At 73.9% G+C, this 17,296-nt stretch carries 11 protein-coding genes; 5 read left to right on the forward strand and 6 right to left on the reverse strand.

What is annotated here, in order from left to right:
• Nucleotides 1-104: 104 nt before the first annotated feature.
• Nucleotides 105-1,274: an NAD(P)/FAD-dependent oxidoreductase gene (locus ACFYYB_RS30000; protein WP_389439041.1), complete on the reverse strand. Its 1,170-nt coding sequence runs from the start codon at nucleotides 1,272-1,274 to the stop codon at nucleotides 105-107.
• A 90-nt stretch (nucleotides 1,275-1,364) separates the two neighbouring features.
• The gene (locus tag ACFYYB_RS30005) at nucleotides 1,365-3,800 is read right to left on the reverse strand and encodes a collagenase (protein ID WP_389439043.1); all 2,436 of its coding nucleotides are present in this window, start codon (nucleotides 3,798-3,800) and stop codon (nucleotides 1,365-1,367) included.
• Between the two features lie 170 nt (nucleotides 3,801-3,970).
• On the opposite strand from ACFYYB_RS30005, the gene ACFYYB_RS30010 reads away from it, so the two are divergent.
• Nucleotides 3,971-5,362 (forward strand): aminopeptidase P family protein, encoded by a 1,392-nt coding sequence (locus ACFYYB_RS30010; RefSeq protein WP_389439045.1) that lies wholly within the window; start codon nucleotides 3,971-3,973, stop codon nucleotides 5,360-5,362.
• Between the two features lie 129 nt (nucleotides 5,363-5,491).
• On the forward strand, nucleotides 5,492-8,659 hold the full coding sequence (locus ACFYYB_RS30015; protein WP_389439047.1) for a hypothetical protein: 3,168 nt from the start codon (nucleotides 5,492-5,494) through the stop codon (nucleotides 8,657-8,659).
• Nucleotides 8,660-8,945: 286 nt separating this feature from the next.
• Here the strand turns inward: ACFYYB_RS30015 and ACFYYB_RS30020 are convergent, their stop codons facing one another.
• The 3 genes from ACFYYB_RS30020 to ACFYYB_RS30030 all read right to left on the reverse strand — a co-directional run bounded on the left by ACFYYB_RS30020 (nucleotide 8,946) and on the right by ACFYYB_RS30030 (nucleotide 11,131).
• Nucleotides 8,946-9,344, reverse strand: coding sequence for a hypothetical protein (locus ACFYYB_RS30020; protein ID WP_389439049.1), 399 nt, complete (start codon nucleotides 9,342-9,344; stop codon nucleotides 8,946-8,948).
• Nucleotides 9,345-9,551: 207 nt separating this feature from the next.
• Complete coding sequence (locus ACFYYB_RS30025; protein WP_389439051.1) at nucleotides 9,552-9,950, reverse strand: RidA family protein; 399 nt, start codon at nucleotides 9,948-9,950, stop codon at nucleotides 9,552-9,554.
• A complete protein-coding gene (locus ACFYYB_RS30030; protein ID WP_389439054.1) occupies nucleotides 9,947-11,131 on the reverse strand; it encodes an acyl-CoA dehydrogenase family protein in 1,185 nt (394 codons plus the stop codon). Before ACFYYB_RS30030 ends, ACFYYB_RS30025 begins: the two co-directional genes overlap by 4 nt.
• 162 nt (nucleotides 11,132-11,293) lie before the next feature.
• Between ACFYYB_RS30030 and ACFYYB_RS30035 the strand changes: the two genes are divergently transcribed.
• The 3 genes from ACFYYB_RS30035 (at nucleotide 11,294) to ACFYYB_RS30045 (ending at nucleotide 14,858) form a co-directional block, all read left to right on the forward strand.
• The gene (locus ACFYYB_RS30035) at nucleotides 11,294-12,925 is read left to right on the forward strand and encodes an AMP-binding protein (RefSeq protein ID WP_389439056.1); all 1,632 of its coding nucleotides are present in this window, start codon (nucleotides 11,294-11,296) and stop codon (nucleotides 12,923-12,925) included.
• Between the two features lie 4 nt (nucleotides 12,926-12,929).
• A complete protein-coding gene (locus ACFYYB_RS30040; protein WP_389439058.1) occupies nucleotides 12,930-13,739 on the forward strand; it encodes a PaaX family transcriptional regulator C-terminal domain-containing protein in 810 nt (269 codons plus the stop codon).
• A 270-nt stretch (nucleotides 13,740-14,009) separates the two neighbouring features.
• A complete protein-coding gene (locus ACFYYB_RS30045; protein WP_389439060.1) occupies nucleotides 14,010-14,858 on the forward strand; it encodes a GNAT family N-acetyltransferase in 849 nt (282 codons plus the stop codon).
• Between the two features lie 77 nt (nucleotides 14,859-14,935).
• On the opposite strand, the gene ACFYYB_RS30050 is transcribed toward ACFYYB_RS30045, so the two are convergent.
• Nucleotides 14,936-17,293 carry a bifunctional salicylyl-CoA 5-hydroxylase/oxidoreductase gene (locus ACFYYB_RS30050; RefSeq protein WP_389439062.1) on the reverse strand — a complete coding sequence of 786 codons (2,358 nt, stop codon included), beginning with the start codon at nucleotides 17,291-17,293 and terminating at the stop codon, nucleotides 14,936-14,938.
• Nucleotides 17,294-17,296: the final 3 nt, after the last annotated feature.

The following is a 17,296-nucleotide window of genomic DNA, read 5'->3' on the forward strand; positions in this document are numbered from 1 at the left end:
AGCGGGTCCACTCATGCGTCCCCCCGGCCCCCCCCCCCCCCCCCCCGCCCCCGGCCCCCACCCCCCACCCGCAGCAACCAAGCCCCCCGCCGGCACCGCCGCGCTCACCCCGGGGCCTCCGCAAAGCGCGCCGGCGCGAACGGAGCCGGGTCCAGGACGGGGGCCGCCCCCGTCAGCGCCGAAGCGATCAGAACCCCGGTCCCCGGCGCCAGCCCGATGCCCGCCCCCTCGTGCCCACAGGCGTGGAACAGCCCCGGCACCCGCGGGTCCGGACCGATCGCCGGCAGATGGTCCGGCAGGTACGGCCGGAACCCGTGGTACGTGCGCAGCACCCGCACGTCGGCCAGCACCGGAAAGAGGGCCGCGGCCTGCGCCGCCAGCCGGCGCAACGCCTCCAGCGACAACGACCGGTCGAAGCCGACCCGTTCCCGCGTGGCACCGATCAGGACCGGCCCCGCCGGAGTGCCCTCCACCACCGCCGAGGACTGCAGCGCCGCCGATCCGCTCGCGACGTCCGCGATGTAGTCCGCGGCGTAGACCTTGTGCCGCACCACCCTCGGCAGCGGCTCCGTCACCAGGACGAACCCCCGCCGGGGCAGCACCGGAAGGCCGACCCCGGCCAGCGCGGCCACCGCCCCGCCCCAGGTGCCGGCGGCGTTGAGCACCGCCGGGGCGAGGAGGTCGCGCCGCTCCGTGCGCACCCCGCGCAGCTCGCCCGCCGGCCCGAACAGCACCTCGGTGACCTCCTCCCCGAGGTGCACCTCCACACCCGGCGAAGCCGACAGCGCCGCCGCCAGCAGCCGCGCCGCCGCCTGGGCCGGCTGGACCTGGGCGTCCTGCGGGTAGTGGAAGCCGCCCGCCAGGTCCGGCGCGAGGTGGGGCTCCAGTTCCCGCAGCTCCCCCGGTCCCACCTCGACCGCGTCGACCCCGGCCGCGCGCTGGCCGTCCGCGAAGCCCCGTAGGGCCTTCACGGTGGCATCCTCGGCCGCGACGACCAGGCCGCCCTTGGCCTCGTACTCGATCTCCTGCGGGAGTTCGAGCGCGAGCTCGCGCCAGAGCCGCGCCGACAGCAGCGCGAGGTCCAGCTCCGGGCCCGCTTCCTTGTCGGAGACGAGCAGGTTGCCTTCGCCGGCGCCGGTCGTGCCGCCGGCGACCGGGCCGCGGTCGACGACGGCCACGCGGAGTCCGGCGCGCGCCGCGTAGTACGCGCACGCGGCTCCGACGACGCCGGCGCCGATGATCACGAGGTCCGGGGACGGGGAATGTCTGAGCACGGCAGTAATATGTCACATATCTTTAGAGGTGGACAGAGGTGGCGCCGGAGGCCGCGCCGTACGCGGCGGACGCGGCGACCCGCCGCCGGGTCAGCCGCGCAGCGGACCCTCGCAGCTGTAACTCGACGTGCCGGCCACCCGATTGGTCCAGATGTCCAGCGCGCCGAAGGAGCAGTTCATGTCGGCCGGATTGTTCGAGGCGGCGCCCGCCCGGTCGAGGATGAAGTAGTCGACCGTCTCGGACATGTCCTTGAAGTTCTGGTCTTCGCTGCGCCAGTCCTTCAGGTTCGCCGTGATCCTGCCGGTACAGGTGAACCGGCGCTTGCCCGGCTCGCCGTTCTCCACGCAGTCCGGGGTGTTGTACGTGGCCGTCGCGAAGGTGGACTTCACGTCCGCGAGCACCGCGTCGCGCAGCTGCGCGTTCGGGGTGAAGACGGTGTTCGGCACGTACAGCCGGTCGACCTTGGCGATCTGCGCGTCCAGGAACCGGTCGTAGGCGGTCTGGACGGCCGCGTCGCGGCCCATCCGGTTCCGCCAGGCGTCGAAGGCCGCCGGGTTGTCGGCGCGCAGGTAGCCGTACATCTCCCGCAGCTTCGAGGGCTGCTCGTTCCACAGGAACTCGAAGAACGCGCCCGAGTACCCGTAGAAGCGGAAGCCGTCGTTGGCGTACGTGGCGTGCAGGAGTTGGTCCACCGACATGCGCGGGCCGCCGCCGGCCGTGTCGGCGATGATGCTCTTGATCAAGGACTTGCGCACGGCGATGCCGTCGTCGCGGGTCGCCCCGTCGAAGAACTCGGCGGTGCCCTCGTCCATGGCGGTCGTGCGGTCGCCCTCATACCAGGCGCCTTGCCCGAAGGTGCCGGGGACGGCGAAGCGGCCGTTGAGGTAGTGGGTGTACTCGTGGCGGAAGAGCTCTTCGAGGGTGAGCTGGGAGTCCTGCGGGACGCGGCGCTGATAGGTGTAGAAGGTGGCGCCGTTCTCGATGTACATGCCGCCGTTGTTGATCCCGTAGCCGGTGAGCAGCGGCTGGTAGTTCACGTAGTCGGCGCGGGAGGCGTAGAGCACGATGTTCAGCGTGGCGTTGACGTCCCCGGCGATCGGCTGGTCGGTGCCGACGACCCGGTGGTACTGGGTCTTGACCTGCTTGCTCGCGTAGTAGAGCTGGTCGACGGTGGCCCGGTCGAGGGCGGTGCGGACCTTGATGGCGCCGTTGTCGTACGTGTAGGTGTTCGGGAAGAGCTCCCGCTCGATGTCCTCCTTGCACACCCCGTACGGCTTGCACGCCTGGTAGAAGTTGAGCCAGGAGACGGCCTTCGCCCACGGCTCGCCGCCGTCGCCGAAGGCGGCCCTGGCCGGGGCGAGCAGCGCACCGAGGTCTGCGGTGATCCCGTCCTTGAGGCCCGCGATCTGGCCGAAGCGGCCGAACTCGGCGATGGCGTCGCGCGCCACCCAGGCGTTCGCGGTGCCCTTGAGGTGGGCGTACGTCGCGAAGTCCTTGAAGGCGGCCCGGTACGGGGCGTCGGAGGCGGCCGCCGCGTGGAACGCGGTGTCGTTGTTGTACACGCCGAGGTAGTTGACGGACAGGGCGGCGAGCGCCGCGCCCGCCCAGGCGGTGTCCAGGTGCGTCGCGGGGTGCGACGGGTCCATGGTGGCGAGCACGTTCTTGATCAGGCCGAGCTGATGGTGGCGCAGCCCGGGGGCGCTGCCGGCGTAGAGGGCCTCGCGCAGGGTGCGAGCGTTGGAGCCGGTGGCGTCGAAGGTGCGGGCGGCGCCCGCGAAGGCGGCGATGGCCTGGCGCATGGCGTCGACGGTCGGGGCGTCGGTGACGTCGATCTCGGCGCGGGAGTGGTCGTGGTAGGCCACGGCGTGCAGATAGGTGAACATCTCCTCCAGGTGGGAGGAGTTCAGGCCGTCGTGGGAGGCGGCCAGGCCGGATATCCGGCGGGAGACGGCCTGCACGTGGGCGTCCGACATGACGGGGGCCAGGCGGGCGTCCCAGGTCCAGATGAGGCCCGCCAGGCAGCCGCCCTTGGCCGCCGTGACGGCCGGGTCGGCGAGGAAGTCTGCGAACTGCTCCGGGGTGAGCCCGGCGATCCCGTCGAGGGTGCAGGGGACCCCGGTGGCGGTGGCCTGGGCGGAGGCGGCGAGCCTGCCGCTCTTCGTGGCGGACGCGGAGGCGGGCGCGGAAACGGCGGTCGGCTCGGTGACGGCGCCGGGCACCTTGCCTTCGGCGACGGCACGGCCGCCCGGGGCCTGCCCGCCGGGAAGCCGCCCGCCGGGCGCCGGAGCGGGTGCGGCGGCGGCCTGCCGCGCGTCGGCGAGGTGCTCGACCTCGTCGAACGGGTTCGCCCCGGCTTCGGCACCCGCGGCGCCCCCGGTGAAGGTGCCGGGCGCCGCGGCACTCGCGGCGTCGGCGCGGGTGCCGGTCTCGGCCGCCTGGGTCACGGCCTGCCCCGCGGTGGCGAGGAGGGTGACCGCGACGGCGGCGGAGAGGAGGGACGTGCGCACGACTCTGTGCTGGGACACCAAGAACTCCTGGCTGGGAGGGGCGGTGGGGGAAGGTGCGGAACTGCCCTGCTTCACGCGGCGTTTGACGAGGCTTAACGGGGCGCGGTGTGAGCTGTAACATAGTAATGTGAAATTGCACTGACAAGACCTGTGCGCCCACCAGTTCGCATCTTCTTGAGGGAGCCCCTGTGACCGACACCCCCTCCCGCCCCACCGCCGGGCTCAACATCGGCAGTCACGACCTGCCCGTATCAGCCGAGTTGTCTCGTTTCATGGCGTCGGACTGGGCGGCCTCCCCCCTTCCCGACTCCACCCGCGTGCCCGCGTACGCCGTCACCCCGGCTCGCCGCGCACGCCTCTCGGCCCGCTTCCCCGGCGAGCGGCTGATCATTCCCGCGGGCGAGCTGAAGGTCCGCAGCCACGACTGCGACTACCGCTTCCGCCCGCACAGCGCGTACGCCTGGCTGACCGGGCTCACCGGCGAGGACCAGGTCGGCCACGTGCTGGTCCTGGAGCCGGCCGGCCCGCACGGGCACGAGGCCGTCCTCTACCTGCGCCCGCGCTCACCGCGCACCGGCGGCAACGAGGAGTTCTACCGCGACCGCCGCTACGGGGAGTTCTGGGTCGGCCGCCGCCCCGACCTCGCGGAGGCGGAGCGACTCTCGGGCATCCGCTGCGCCCACCTGGACGCGCTGGGCTCCCCCACCGGCCGCAACGCCGCCGCGGACCCGGAGCTCGCCGTCGCCCTCTCCGAACTGCGCCTGGTCAAGGACGCCTGGGAGGTGGCCGAGCTACAGCTCGCCGTCGACCACACCACCGCCGGGTTCGAGGACGTCGTACGGGACCTCCCGCGTGCGCTGGCCCACCCCCGCGGCGAGCGCTGGATCGAGGGGGTCTTCAACCGCCGCGCCCGGGCCGAGGGCAACGGCACCGGCTACGAGACGATCGCCGCGTCGGGCGCGCACGCCTGCGTGCTGCACTGGATCCGCAACGACGGCCGGCTGAACGCGGGCGACCTGCTCCTCATGGACGCGGGCGTGGAGACCGACGGCCTCTACACGGCGGACATCACCCGCACCCTCCCGCTGTCGGGCCGGTTCTCCCCCGTCCAGCGGCAGGTGTACGAACTGGTCCTCGCCGCACAGGACGCGGGCATGGCCGCGCTGCGGCCGGGCGCGAGCTTCCGCGACTTCCACCGGGCCGGTATGCGGGTGATCGCGGAAGGGCTCGCGGAGTGGGGGGTGCTCAAGAACGCCGAGGGCGATCTGCACCGCCGCTACACCCTGTGCAGCAGCGGGCACATGCTCGGGCTCGACGTGCACGACTGCGCCCGGGCGCGCGCCGACACGTACCTGGACGGGGTCCTGGAAGAGGGCCAGGTCCTCACCGTGGAGCCGGGCCTCTACCTCCAGCCCGACGACGAGACCCTGCCGCCCGAGCTGCGCGGCATCGGCGTCCGCATCGAGGACGACCTCGTGATCACGGCCGAGGGCGCCCGACTGATGTCGGGCGCCCTGCCGCGCACGGTGGCGGGCATCGAGGAATGGATGGGGAACCTACTGGAGGACGGCGGCCGGTAGCGGGCCGGGCGGGGCGTGGCCGCGACAGCAGGCGACCGCGGCGGCCGCGCCACGCCCACGAGGCGCGAACCGCGGACGTGACCGGCGCGTGTTCGCCACGCAGAGTCACGGCGCCACTATGTTCGGTGCATGCCGATCTCTCCCGACCGGGCCCCCCGGCACCGGGCACCCCGCTGGGCGGCGTTCCTGTGCGCGGCCGGGCTGCTCTCCGCCGGCGCCTTGTTCATGCGGTACCTGCAAGACCGTCCGCACGGTCTGGGCGAGCACCGGGAACAGCGACTCCAGTTCGCCGGGCGGCGCGAGGAAGCGTGCCAGGCCATCTACGAGCTGGGCCGGCGGTGCGAGACCACCGGTGCGCGCATCGACGCCTTCCAGCACAGCATCAGCGCCGACAGCCACTGGTTGGTCCCCGCGTACTCCCTGGCCCTCCTGTCGCTGTTCGGGCTGGGTGTCCTCTTCCTGTACCGCCTGGCATCGCGGAGGTTCGCCTTCCGGGCGATGCTCCTCACCCCGGTGGCCGCCGCGGCGGACCTGGCCGAGAACGCCTTCCTGAGCAGCGCCCTGCGGCACATGGCCGACGGTCCCGACTATGAGTTGATGGCCGCGGCCTCTTTCGCGCTGCTGAAGTGGGCGCTCGTCGCGCCGCTGATCATCTCCGCGTGCTGGGTGCTCCTCACCCTGCTGGCCAGGTGCTTCACGAGGAGGGCGAAACTGCGGCTCGCCCCGAAGCCACCGGTCCTGCCGGGAACTCGGGGGATCGCGCGCCGGATGGCGCGGACCCGGGCCGGCGAGGGCCTGCGCGAATCGGCGCTCGCGGCGGGCTTCTGGGCGCTGTTGATCAGCCGGAGGATCCGGCGGCACGGCCCGCGGCTCCCCGTACGCTTCGCCCACCGGCTCGCCCACGGCACCGGCGAGCCGCCGGACGATGTGCAGATCGTCGTGCCGCCGGCGGCGCCGCACCGCTCCTCGCCCTTGGAGGACTGGACCGCGCCGCCGAGCGAGGCGGCGCCGCCGGAGAGTGCGCACCGCCGCTGGCGCAGCCGCTCCCTCCCCCTGCCCGGCCGCGAGGCGGCGGAGATCGGCATCTGCGTGTCCGGCGGCGGTATCCGCTCCGCGTCGGTCACGCTCGGCGCCCTGCAGGCCCTGCGCGAGGCGGGGGTGCTGACCAAGGCGCGCTATCTGGTGTCGGTGTCCGGTGGCGGGTTCACAGCCGGGGCCTTCCAACTGGCGCTGACCACGAGACAGCCACGGAACCGGGGGCCGCAGCCTCCGCCCCGGGCCGACCTGGCGACGCCGCAGGACGTGTTCGCTCCCGGCAGCCCCGAAGAGCACCATCTGCGGCGGCACGCCAAGTACTTGGCCGACAGCCCCCAGGAATTCGTGCGGGCCCTGGGCGCGGCACTGCGCGGGGTGCTCGTCTCCCTCACGCTGCTGGCGCTGACGTTCACGGTGGCCGGGATCGTGCTCAACGCGTTCTATTCGCTCGTCCCCGTGATCGAGATCGAACGCTTCCGGCCGGGCGGCTTCGACCCCACCTCGGCCTCGGGTACGCCCACGGGCGTCCGGAACCTCTTGCTCCCCCGCTACGCCTGGCTGCCCATCGCCGGCCTGGTCGCGATCGCCGGCGGGATCTCCCTGGCGGGCTCCCTGTTCCGGCCCCGCACCGGGGGCGGGTGGCCGCGCTGGCTGCGGCTCTCGGTGAAGGGCATCGTGTGGATGGCCATCGGGATCGCGGTGTACGCGCTGCTCATCCCCCTCGTGCTGTGGTTCTTCGGCTGGCTGATCCAGCGTCAGAACCTGTTCCCCGAGGGGACGCAGGGAGTGACCCTCCTCGCCGGCCTCACGGCGGCCATCACCTGGCTGGGCGCGATGTTCGCCGCGCTGTACGAGCAGGTGAAGAAGATCCGGCCGGACGGCGAGAAGGCGGGATGGCTCTCCGCGGGCGGCACCTCACTGGCCGCCAAGGTCGGTACGGGATGGCTCCAGTTCCTCGTCGTCTGGGTGGTGCTCCTGGTGCTCGGCTTCGTCGGCCTCGCCGTGCTCTCCTGGTCCACCGTGCTGTCCGGCGGGTGGCACTGGGGATGGCAGCTGGGTCTGCCCGCCGCCCTGCTCGCCCTGTCCGTGGTGCTCGACCAAACCATGTGCAGCCTGCACCCCTTCTACCGGCAGCGGCTGGCCAGCGCCTTCGCGGTGCGGCGCGCGGTGCTGTGGGACGGCTCCGTCGGCGCCCTGCCGTACGACTACCACACGGAGCTGACCCGGCTGAGCACGCACGCCCAGCGGGTGAAGCCCTTCCCGCAGGTGATCTTCGCGGCGTCCGCGGCCCTGTCCGGCCGCAACCGCACCGCGCCGGGCAGGCCCGCCGTCCCCTTCACCTTCGCCTCCGACTACGTCGGCGGACCCGATGTCGGCTGGGTGAAGACCTCCACGCTGGAGAAGACCTCGCACCCCTTGATCCAGCGCGACCTCACCGTCCAGTCCGCCGTCGCGGTCTCGGGCGCGGCGTTCGCTTCCACGATGGGCACCCAGTCGAAGGCGGTGCAGCGGCTGCTCGCCCTGTCCAACCTGCGCCTGGGCACCTGGCTGCCCAACCCGCTGTACCTCGCCGAGGTGGCGAAGTTCGCCCCGGACTGGACCATGCCCCGGCTCCCCCGGATGCGGCGGCTGCGCTATCAGCTCCAGGAGCTGATCGGGCTGTACTCCGACACCAGCCCGATGCTGCTGTGTACGGACGGCGGACACATCGACAATCTGGGCCTGGTGGAGCTGCTCAGGCTGCGCTGCCGGAAAATCTACGTCATCGACTCCAGCGGGGACGTCCCCCCGCTGGCCACCACGCTCGCCCAGGCGATCGCGCTGGCGTACGAGGACCTCGGCGTCGAGATCGACTTCGGCCTGCCGGATCAGGACATGCTCACGCTCGTGCCGGGCAGCGCCGAGAAGCTGAGCCCGGAGAACCCGATGTCGGCCCTCAACGCGCGCTTGTCCGCGCGGTGCGTCGTCCGGGGCACCATCCGCTACCCGGAGCCCATCGAGTTCACCCCGGGCGAGGAGCCGACCCGGGAGGGCACGATCGTCTTCGCCAAGGCCAGTCTGACCACCGACATGCCCTACAAGCTGCTGAGCTACGCCCTCACCGAGAAAGTCTTCCCCCGCCAGAGCACCTTCGACCAGTCGTTCGACCATGAGCAGTTCGACGCCTACGTCGCACTCGGGCGCCACCTCGGCGAGGCGGCCGCGGGCAGCCGGCCCGTCAAGCGCGTCCAGCCGAACCTGCGCCTGCGGCACGACCGCTAGGGCTTCTCCTTCGGCCTGGCGGCCACCTGACGGGGCGGAGTGGGGCCCCGGGGGGGGGGGCCCCCCCCCGGGGGCCCCCCCCCCCGCCCCCCCGGCCCCCGCCGGGGGGGGGGGGGGCCCGCCCCCCCCCCCCCCCCCCCCGCGGGGCCCCCCCCCCCCGCCCCGCGCCCCCGGCGGGGGGGGGGGGGGGGGGGGGCGGGGGGCCCGCGGGGGGGGGGGGGGGCGCCGGGGGGGGGGCCCCCCCGCCCCGGGCCCCCACCCCGCCGTTCAGCCGGTCACGGCTCGGTCAGTTGCGGTGACCTCCGCCGCCGCCTCCACCGCCGCCGTTCCAGCCTCCGTCGCCGCCTCCACCGCCTCCACCGTCACGCCAGTTGCCGCCGTTGTCGTGGTTCCAGTTGCCGCTGTCGCGGTCGTGGTTCCAGTTGTCGTTGTTCCAGTTGTCGTGCCGGCCGTCGTTCCAGTTGTCGTGCCAGTTGTCGTTGCTCCAGTTGCTGTTGTCCCAGTTGCTGTTCCAACTGTCGTTGTCCCAGTTGTTGTTGTCCCAGCACCAACTGGGGCGGTCCGCGCGTGAGGTGTCGCAGCAGTAGCGCCACCAGTCGTCTCCGCGCCAGTCACTGCCGCGCCAGTTGGAACACCGGTCGTACGTCTGCGGAAGACTCGATGCGAAGGCACTGCTCACGGGCATCAGGCCGAGCGTGATCCCGGCGGCCCCCGCCACGGCTGCCGCAACAAACCCACGGCGCATACTCATACACCTCCGAGAATGAAGGATGAATTAGCCCGGATTGCTCCGTTATGAGGCATTTCCACCCTCCCCCCTCCCCTGCCCACTGTCAAAGGCACCCGCGCGACACCCGCGCTCACCAGCGAAAAGGCCCACGGGGGCAAAGGCCTACGGGAGCACCGCCAGCCCGTCCAGCTCGATCAGCGCCGCCTCGTCCCACAGCCGGACCACGCCCACGACCGCCATCGCCGGATAATCCCGACCCGCCAACCGCCGCCAGATCCGGCCCAGTTCGGGGGCACAGTCCCGATAGCCGGCCACGTCCACGGCGTAGACCGTCACCCGCGCCAGGTCGGCCGGCGAGCCGCCCGCCCCCGCCAGCGCGGCCAGCAAGTTCGTCAGCGCCTGCTCGAACTGCTGCGGCAGCGTCGCTCCCACCACCTTCCCCGCGCCGTCGAGGGCCGTCTGCCCCGCCAGGAACACCAGCCGGCCCCCGCTCGCGACGACGGCGTGCGAGAAGCCCGTCGCCGGGGACAGCTCCTCCGGGTTGATCCGCTCCAGGCTCACGCCTCCTCCACCTCCCGCGCCTCGCCCATGTCCCGCGCCTCCCGCTCCTCCCGGTAGAGCTCCTTCGCGATGATCGTGCGCTGCACCTCGCTCGCCCCCTCGTAGATCCTCGGTGCCCGTACCTCCCGGTACAGGTGTTCCAGCAGGTGCCCCCGGCGCAGCGCGGCCGCCCCGTGCAGCTGCACCGCGTGGTCGACGACGTACTGGGCCGTCTCCGTGGCCAGCAGCTTCGCCATGGCCGCCCGGCGCGGCACCTGCGGGGAGGACGCGTCCGCGTCGTAGGCCTCCGCCGCCGCGTACACCAGGAGCCGGGCCGCCTCGGTCCGGGTGGCCATCTCGGCGACCCGGTGCGCCACGGCCTGGAGGTCGCCCAGCACCCCGCCGAAGGCCGTACGGGCGGCCGTGTGCGCCACCGTGGCGTCCAGGGCGGCCCTGGCCATCCCGACGGCGAAGGCGCCCACGCTGGGGCGGAAGAGGTTCAGGGTGTCCATGGCCACCCGGAAGCCCCGGCCCGGTTCCCCCAGCAGGTCGGCCGGGCCCACCGGGACCCCGTCGAAGGCGAGCGCGCCGATCGGGTGCGGGGAGAGCATGTCGAGCGGCTCCCCCGAGAGCCCCGGCCGGTCCGCCGGAACCAGGAAGGCGCTGACGCCCCTGGCGCCGGGGCCCTCGCCGGTGCGGGCGAAGACGGTGTAGAAGTCCGCCTCGGGGGCGTTGGAGATCCAGCACTTCTCCCCGCTGAGCCGCCAGCCCTCACCCTCCCCGCCGGCGGGGGCCGCGTCGAGCGCCAGCGCGCCCGCGTCCGACCCGGCCCCCGGCTCGCTCAGCGCGAAGGCCGCCACCGTGCGCCCGGCCCGCACCCCGGGCAGCCAGCGCTCGCGCTGGGCGTCGCTGCCCGAGCGCAGGACCGGGTAGGCGCCCAGTCCCTGGAGGGCGAGGGCCGTCTCCGCCTCCGTACAGCCGTAGGCGAGGGATTCGCGCAGCAGGCACAGCTCCAGTGCGCCCGAGGTGAACACCCGTTCCAGCAGCCCCTCTTCGCCCAGTGCGGCCAGTAGCGGCCGGTTGACCCGGCCCGGTTCCCCCTTCTCCGCCAGCGGCCGCAGCCGCTCCGCCGCCAGTGCGCGCAGCCGCGCGCACCACTCCTCCTGGTCCGCCCCGAGCGCGAATCCCGTGAATCGGGTCATCCGTATGCCCCAGCCTCTATCGCGTCCTGTTGACTCCCGTCACCATGACGATACGCTCGTGCTGCGTTCGTACGGCCCGGCTCTTCCACTTCGGTCCACAGTCCATACGCAGGGTCCGGCCCCCACCCGGGGCGCGGGCCGTCGCAAGGGGGCGAACCCGCCTTGGAGCTCAAGCCTTCCGCTCATCGAGACACCTTCGCGCGCGACCACCTGCCGCCCGCGCACGCCTGGCCGCGGCTCCACTTCGAACTCCCCGCTCTGGCCTACCCGGACCGCCTCAACTGCGGCGTGGAGCTGCTCGACGCCACCATCTCCCGGCTGGGACCCGACCGCCCGGCCTTCCGCGGCGCGGACGGGTCGGTGTGGACGTACGGGGAGCTGCACGCCCGCGTGGACCGGCTCGCGCACGTCCTCACCACCGATCTCGGCGTGGTCCCCGGCAACCGGGTGCTGCTGCGCGGCCCGACCGGCCCCTGGCTCGCCGCGTGCTGGCTCGCGGTGATGAAGGCGGGCGCGGTGGCCGTCACCGTGCTGGCCCAGCAGCGTGCGCAGGAGCTGGCCACGGTGTGCGCGATGGCCCGGGTGAGCCACGCCCTGTGCCAGGCGGAGGTCGTGGACGACCTGGTCAAGGCGGGGGTCCCGGGCCTGCGGATCACCGCGTACGGCGGCGCCGAACCGGACGACCTGCTGCGCCTGGCGGAGCGGCATCCGCACCCCTTCCCGGCCGTGGAGACCTCCGCCGACGACGTGGCGCTGATCGCCTTCACCTCGGGCACCACCGGGCGCCCCAAGGGCTGCATGCACTTCCACCGCGATCTGCTCGCGGTGGCCGACACCTTCTCTCGAGAAGTGCTGCGCCCCCGCCCCGAGGACGTCTTCGCGGGCAGTCCGCCGCTCGGCTTCACCTTCGGCCTGGGCGGGCTGGTGGTCTTCCCGCTGCGGGCCGGGGCCTCGGCGCTGCTGCTGGCGGACGGCTCCCCGCGCCGGCTGCTGCCCGCGCTGGCCGAGCACCGGGTGTCGGTGCTGTTCACCGCGCCCACCGCGTACCGGTCGATGCTGGACACCCTGGGCCCGTACGACACGGGCGCCTACGACCTCTCCGCGCTGCGCCGCTGCGTCTCGGCGGGCGAGAACCTGCCGGCCGCCACCTGGCAGGCCTGGTACGAGCGCACGGGCCTGCGGATCATCAACGGGATCGGCGCCACCGAGCTGCTCCACATCTTCATCTCGGCGGCCGACGAGGACATCCGGCCCGGTACGACCGGCCGCGCGGTGCCGGGCTGGGAGGCCCGGGTGGTGGACGGGGCGGGGCTGCCGGTCGCGGACGGGGTGCCGGGGCTGCTGGCCGTACGGGGGCCGGTGGGCTGCCGCTACCTGGCGGACCCGCGGCAGGGCGAGTACGTACGGGACGGCTGGAACCTCACGGGCGACACCTACGTCCGGGACGCGGAGGGCTACTTCCGCTACGTGGCCCGGGCCGACGACATGATCATCTCGGCGGGGTACAACATCGCGGGCCCGGAGGTCGAGGAGGCCCTGCTGCGCCATCCCGACGTGCTGGAGGCGGCCGTGGTGGGCCGCCCCGACGAGCGGCGCGGGCAGATCGTGGTCGCGTACGCGGTCCCCCGGGAGGGCGCGGTCCTCACCGAGGACGCCCTGCGCACCTTCATGCGGAGCGAGCTCGCCCCGCACAAGTGCCCGCGCACCTTCGTCTTCCTGCCCGCCCTGCCGCGGACGGCGACGGGCAAGCTCCAGCGCTTCCGGCTGCGCGATCAAGAAGAGCACCTAGAGTGAAGCCGTGGTCGAGCAGCACACTCCGCGATCCCTGATCGTCACGTTCTACGGTGCCTACGGGCGGGCCTTCCAGGGCCCGGTCCCGGTGTCCGCGCTGGTCCGCCTGCTGGGTGCGGCCGGCGTGGACGCTCCGTCCGTCCGCTCCTCGGTGTCCCGGCTGAAGCGGCGCGGCTTCCTGCTGCCCGCGCGGACCGGGGACCGCGCGGCGGGGTACGAGCTCTCCGGGGAGGCGCGCCGGCTCCTGGAGGACGGCGACCGGCGGATCTACGGAGCCACCCGCCCGGCGGAGTCCCAGGAGTGGCTGCTGGCCGTCTTCTCCGTTCCGGAGCAGGAGCGGGCGAAGCGGCACCTGCTGCGCTCCCGGCTCGCCGGGCTCGGCTTCGGCTCGGTGGCGCCCGGCGTGTGGATCGCCCCGGCGCAGCTGGACGGGGAGACCCGCCGCACCCTGGAGCGGCTGCACCTGACGGGGTACGTGGAGCTCTTCCGCGGCGCCCACCTGGGCTTCGCCCCGACCGCGGAGTCGGTGGCCCGCTGGTGGGACCTGGCGGCGCTGGCCAAACAGCACGAGGAGTTCCTCGACCTCCACGAGCCCGTCCTGCGCGCCCTGCAGACGGGGACGGCCGACCCCACCCCGGAGGCCGCCTACCGCGGCTACCTGCTCGCCCTGGACACCTGGCGCCGGCTCCCGTACGCCGACCCGGGCCTGCCGCGCGGGCTGCTCCCCGCGGACTGGCCGGGCGACCGCTCGGCGGCGGTCTTCGCGGAACTGCACGAGCGACTGCGAAACCTCGGAGCCGGCTTCGTGGAACCGTAGCGGCGGCCGGGCGCGGCACCTGCTCTCGTGACAGGAACCGAACGGCCCCCGCGAGGAGCCGGAGCCCCGCCCCTGCCCGCGCGGGGAGCGATGGTGCTCTGCTTCCTCGCCGTCAGGGGCACCCTGGACGGGTCTCCGGGGGACCCGGCCCGGTGCGGACCGGACGACGTGCCGCCGGGGTGGCCGGGGTGGCCGCCGAGCCGACCCGGCGCGGCGGGGCCGGGTGGAAATCCGGCTGCGCTCCGCACCCGGCACGGGTGACCATGTGCCATGCCTTGGACCTTCACTTCCGACCTGCCGGCCTTTCTGGCCGCGGCGCGTCCGGCCCTCGCCGCCGACCCCGTCGTCAACACCTCCCTCATGACCGTGGTCGACGCCCTGGAACGGCGGGGACCCGACGCCTACGGCTCCGACGCCCCCCTCTTCGGCTGGTGGACCGACCCGCGGGCAATCGACGCCGCCGTCGCCGGCGTCCTGGTGCACACCCCGCCGTACCCGCTGCTGACCGGGGCGCTGCCTGCCGGGGCGGTCCGGGAGCTGGGGGCCGCGCTCACGGCCGAGCCGCTGCTCTCCGGGGTCGACGCGCTCAGCGTCCGCCGCGAGGACGCGGGCACGCTGGCCGACGCCTGGGGCAGGCCCTCGGAGGTCGTCGAGGAGAACCGCCTCTACCGGCTCGCCGGGCTCATCGCCCCCGACCCCGCCCCGGCCGGCAAGGCCCGCCCCGCCGGGGAGGCCGACCTGCCGCTGCTCCTGGACTGGATCACCGCCTTCAAGCAGGAGTCCGGCGAAGGCGGGGCCGCCTCCGAGGAGGCCCTGCGCGACCGGTTCTCGTACGGGGGCATGCTGCTCTGGGAGGACGCCGGGAGCCCCGTCTCGCTGGCCGGGTTCACCCGTCCCCTCGGCGCGATGTCCCGGATCGGCCCGGTCTACACACCGCCGGAGCTGCGTGGCCGGGGGTACGCGGCCGGGGTCACCTACGCCGCGACCGAGGCGGCGCACGCGGCCGGCGCGCACGAGGTGCTCCTCTTCGCGGACTTGAAGAACCCCACCAGCAACGGCGTCTACCAGCGCCTTGGCTACACCCCGGTCGAGGACCGGGTGGAGGTCGCGCTGAAATGACCGGCCGCACCCGGAGCCCTGCCACTGACACGAGTGCCTGACCCTGCGGCCGCGCCGGTAGGCGGGGCGGCAGGGTGCTATCCGCGCCCCGTGGGCGGCTTGCGGCTGCCGGCGAGGTAGGGGGCGGGCCAGGGGGCGGCCGGGCCGGTGTAGGACTGGTCGGCGGCCGCGTGCAGGGTCCAGTGCGGGTCGTAGAGGTGGGGGCGGCCGAGCGCGCAGAGGTCCGCCCGGCCCGCCAGCAGCAGGGAGTTGACGTCGTCCCAGGAGGAGATCGCCCCGACGGCGATCACAGGGACGTCCAGGGCGCCCCGGATCCGGTCGGCGTACGGGGTCTGGTACGCGCGTCCGTACTCGGGGGTCTCCTCCGCGACCACCTGGCCCGTGGAGACGTCGATGGCGTCCGCTCCGTGCGCCGCGAAGGCTCCGGCGATGGCCACCGCCTCCTCGGCCGAGGTGCCGCCGGGCGCCCAGTCGGTGGCGGAGAGACGGACCGTCATCGGCCGGTCCGCGGGCCAGACGGCACGGACCGCGTCGAAGACCTCCAGCGGGAACCGGAGCCGGTTCTCCAGGGAACCGCCGTAGGCGTCGGTGCGCTGGTTGGTCAGGGGGGAGAGGAAGCCGGAGAGCAGGTAGCCGTGTGCGCAGTGCAGTTCGAGGAGGTCGAAGCCGCTCGCGGCGGCCCGGACGGCGGCGGCGGCGAACTCGGAGCGGACGGCGGCGAGGTCGGCGGCGCCCATGGCCCGGGGCACGGCCGAGACCCCGGGGCGGTAGGGCAGTGCGGAGGCGGCCATCAGGGGCCAGTTCCCCTCGGGCAGCGGGGCGTCCATGCCCTCCCACATCACCCGGGTCGAGCCCTTGCGGCCCGAGTGGCCGAGCTGGACGCCCAGCGCGGTGCCGGGCGCCGAGGTGTGCACGAAGTCGGCGATCCGGGCCCAGGCGGCCGCCTGGGCTGCGGTGTAGAGGCCCGTGCAGCCCGGGGTGATCCGGCCCTCGGGGCTGACGCAGACCATCTCGGTCATCACCAGGGCGGCCCCGCCCAGGGCCCGCGCGCCGAGGTGGACCAGGTGGAAGTCGCCGGGCACGCCGTCGCCCTCCGCCGTGGAGGCCGAGGCCCCTCCGCCCGCCGAGGCCCCTCCGCCCGCCGAATACATGTCCATCGGGGAGACCACGACCCGGTTGCGCAGGGTCAGGCCCCGCAGGGTGAACGGGGTGAACATCGGCGGGGTTCCCGGCTCCTCCGGGCCGCCCTCGGGAGCCTCGGGGCAGCCGAAGTCGCGTTCCACGGCCCGGGTGAAGCGCGGATCTCGCAGCCGCAGGTTGCCGTGGGTGACCCGCAGGCTGCGGGTCAGGAGGTTGAAGGCGAACTGCCGGGCGGGCTGCTCCACGTACCCGGCGAGCTCCTCGAACCACCGCATGCTGGCGGCCGCCGCCCGCTGGGTGGAGGCCACGGCCGGCCGCCGCGCGGCCTCGTACGCGGCCAGCGCGGCCGGGACGTCCGCCTCGGACTCCACCGCCCGGGCCAGCGCGAGCGCGTCCTCCACCGCGAGCTTGGTGCCGGAGCCGATCGAGAAGTGCGCGGTGTGCGCGGCGTCGCCGATGAGCACCGTGTTGCCGTGCGACCAGCGCGCGTTGACCACCGTACGGAACCGCGTCCAGGCCGAGCCGTTGCCCCGCAGCGGCCGTCCGCGCAGGGCCTCGCCGAAGATCTTCGCGCAGCGCGCCGCGGATTCCGCCTCGTCGCAGAGGTCGAAGCCGGCGGCCTGCCACACCTCCTCGCGCATCTCGACGATCACGGTGGAGGAGTCCGCCGAGTAGGGGTAGGCGTGCAGCTGCATCACCCCGTGCTCGGTCTCCGCGATCTCGAAGCGGAAGGCTTCGAAGGCGAAGTCGGCGGCCAGCCAGATGTACCGGCACCGCCCGCCCGTCAGCGTGGGCCCGTAGTGCTCCGCCGAGGCCTCCCGGATCCGGCTGCGCACCCCGTCGGCCGCGACCACCAGGTCGTACGAGGCGGCGAGCACCTCGGGGCCGGGGGCCGGGGTGCGGAAGCGGAGCCGGACCCCGAGGCCCGCGCAGCGCTCGTGCAGGATCTCCAGGAGCCGGCGCCGCCCGAGCGCGGCGAACCCGTGGCCGCCCGAGGTGAGCAGCCGGCCCCGGTGCACGATGTCGATGTCGTCCCAGCGGACGAACTCGGCGCCCAGGGCCGCGTAGACCACGGCGTCGGCAGCTTCGATGCCGCCGAGGGTCTCGTCGGAGAGGACCACCCCGAAGCCGAAGGTGTCGTCGGGGGCGTTCTTCTCCCACACGTCCACCGCGTGCCCCTGCCGGGCCAGCAGGGCGGCGGCGTACAGCCCGCCCGGGCCCCCGCCGACCACGGCGACCCGCAGGGCGGCGCTCTCCCGGCCGGTGCTCGTCGCGCTGCCTGCCCCGATGCTCATCGC

Origin of the sequence: Streptomyces sp. NPDC002886, assembly GCF_042888445.1 — a bacterium.
Taxonomy (GTDB): domain Bacteria; phylum Actinomycetota; class Actinomycetes; order Streptomycetales; family Streptomycetaceae; genus Streptomyces.

Bases quoted from the DNA above. Each gene is read 5' to 3' on its own strand.
- ACFYYB_RS30015 (WP_389439047.1), top strand. From the start codon at position 5,492: ATGCCGATCTCTCCCGACCGGGCCCCCCGGCACCGGGCACCCCGCTGG.
- ACFYYB_RS30020 (WP_389439049.1), bottom strand. From the start codon at position 9,344: ATGCCCGTGAGCAGTGCCTTCGCATCGAGTCTTCCGCAGACGTACGAC.
- ACFYYB_RS30030 (WP_389439054.1), bottom strand. From the start codon at position 11,131: ATGACCCGATTCACGGGATTCGCGCTCGGGGCGGACCAGGAGGAGTGG.
- ACFYYB_RS30045 (WP_389439060.1), top strand. From the start codon at position 14,010: ATGCCTTGGACCTTCACTTCCGACCTGCCGGCCTTTCTGGCCGCGGCG.
- ACFYYB_RS30050 (WP_389439062.1), bottom strand. From the start codon at position 17,293: ATGAGCATCGGGGCAGGCAGCGCGACGAGCACCGGCCGGGAGAGCGCC.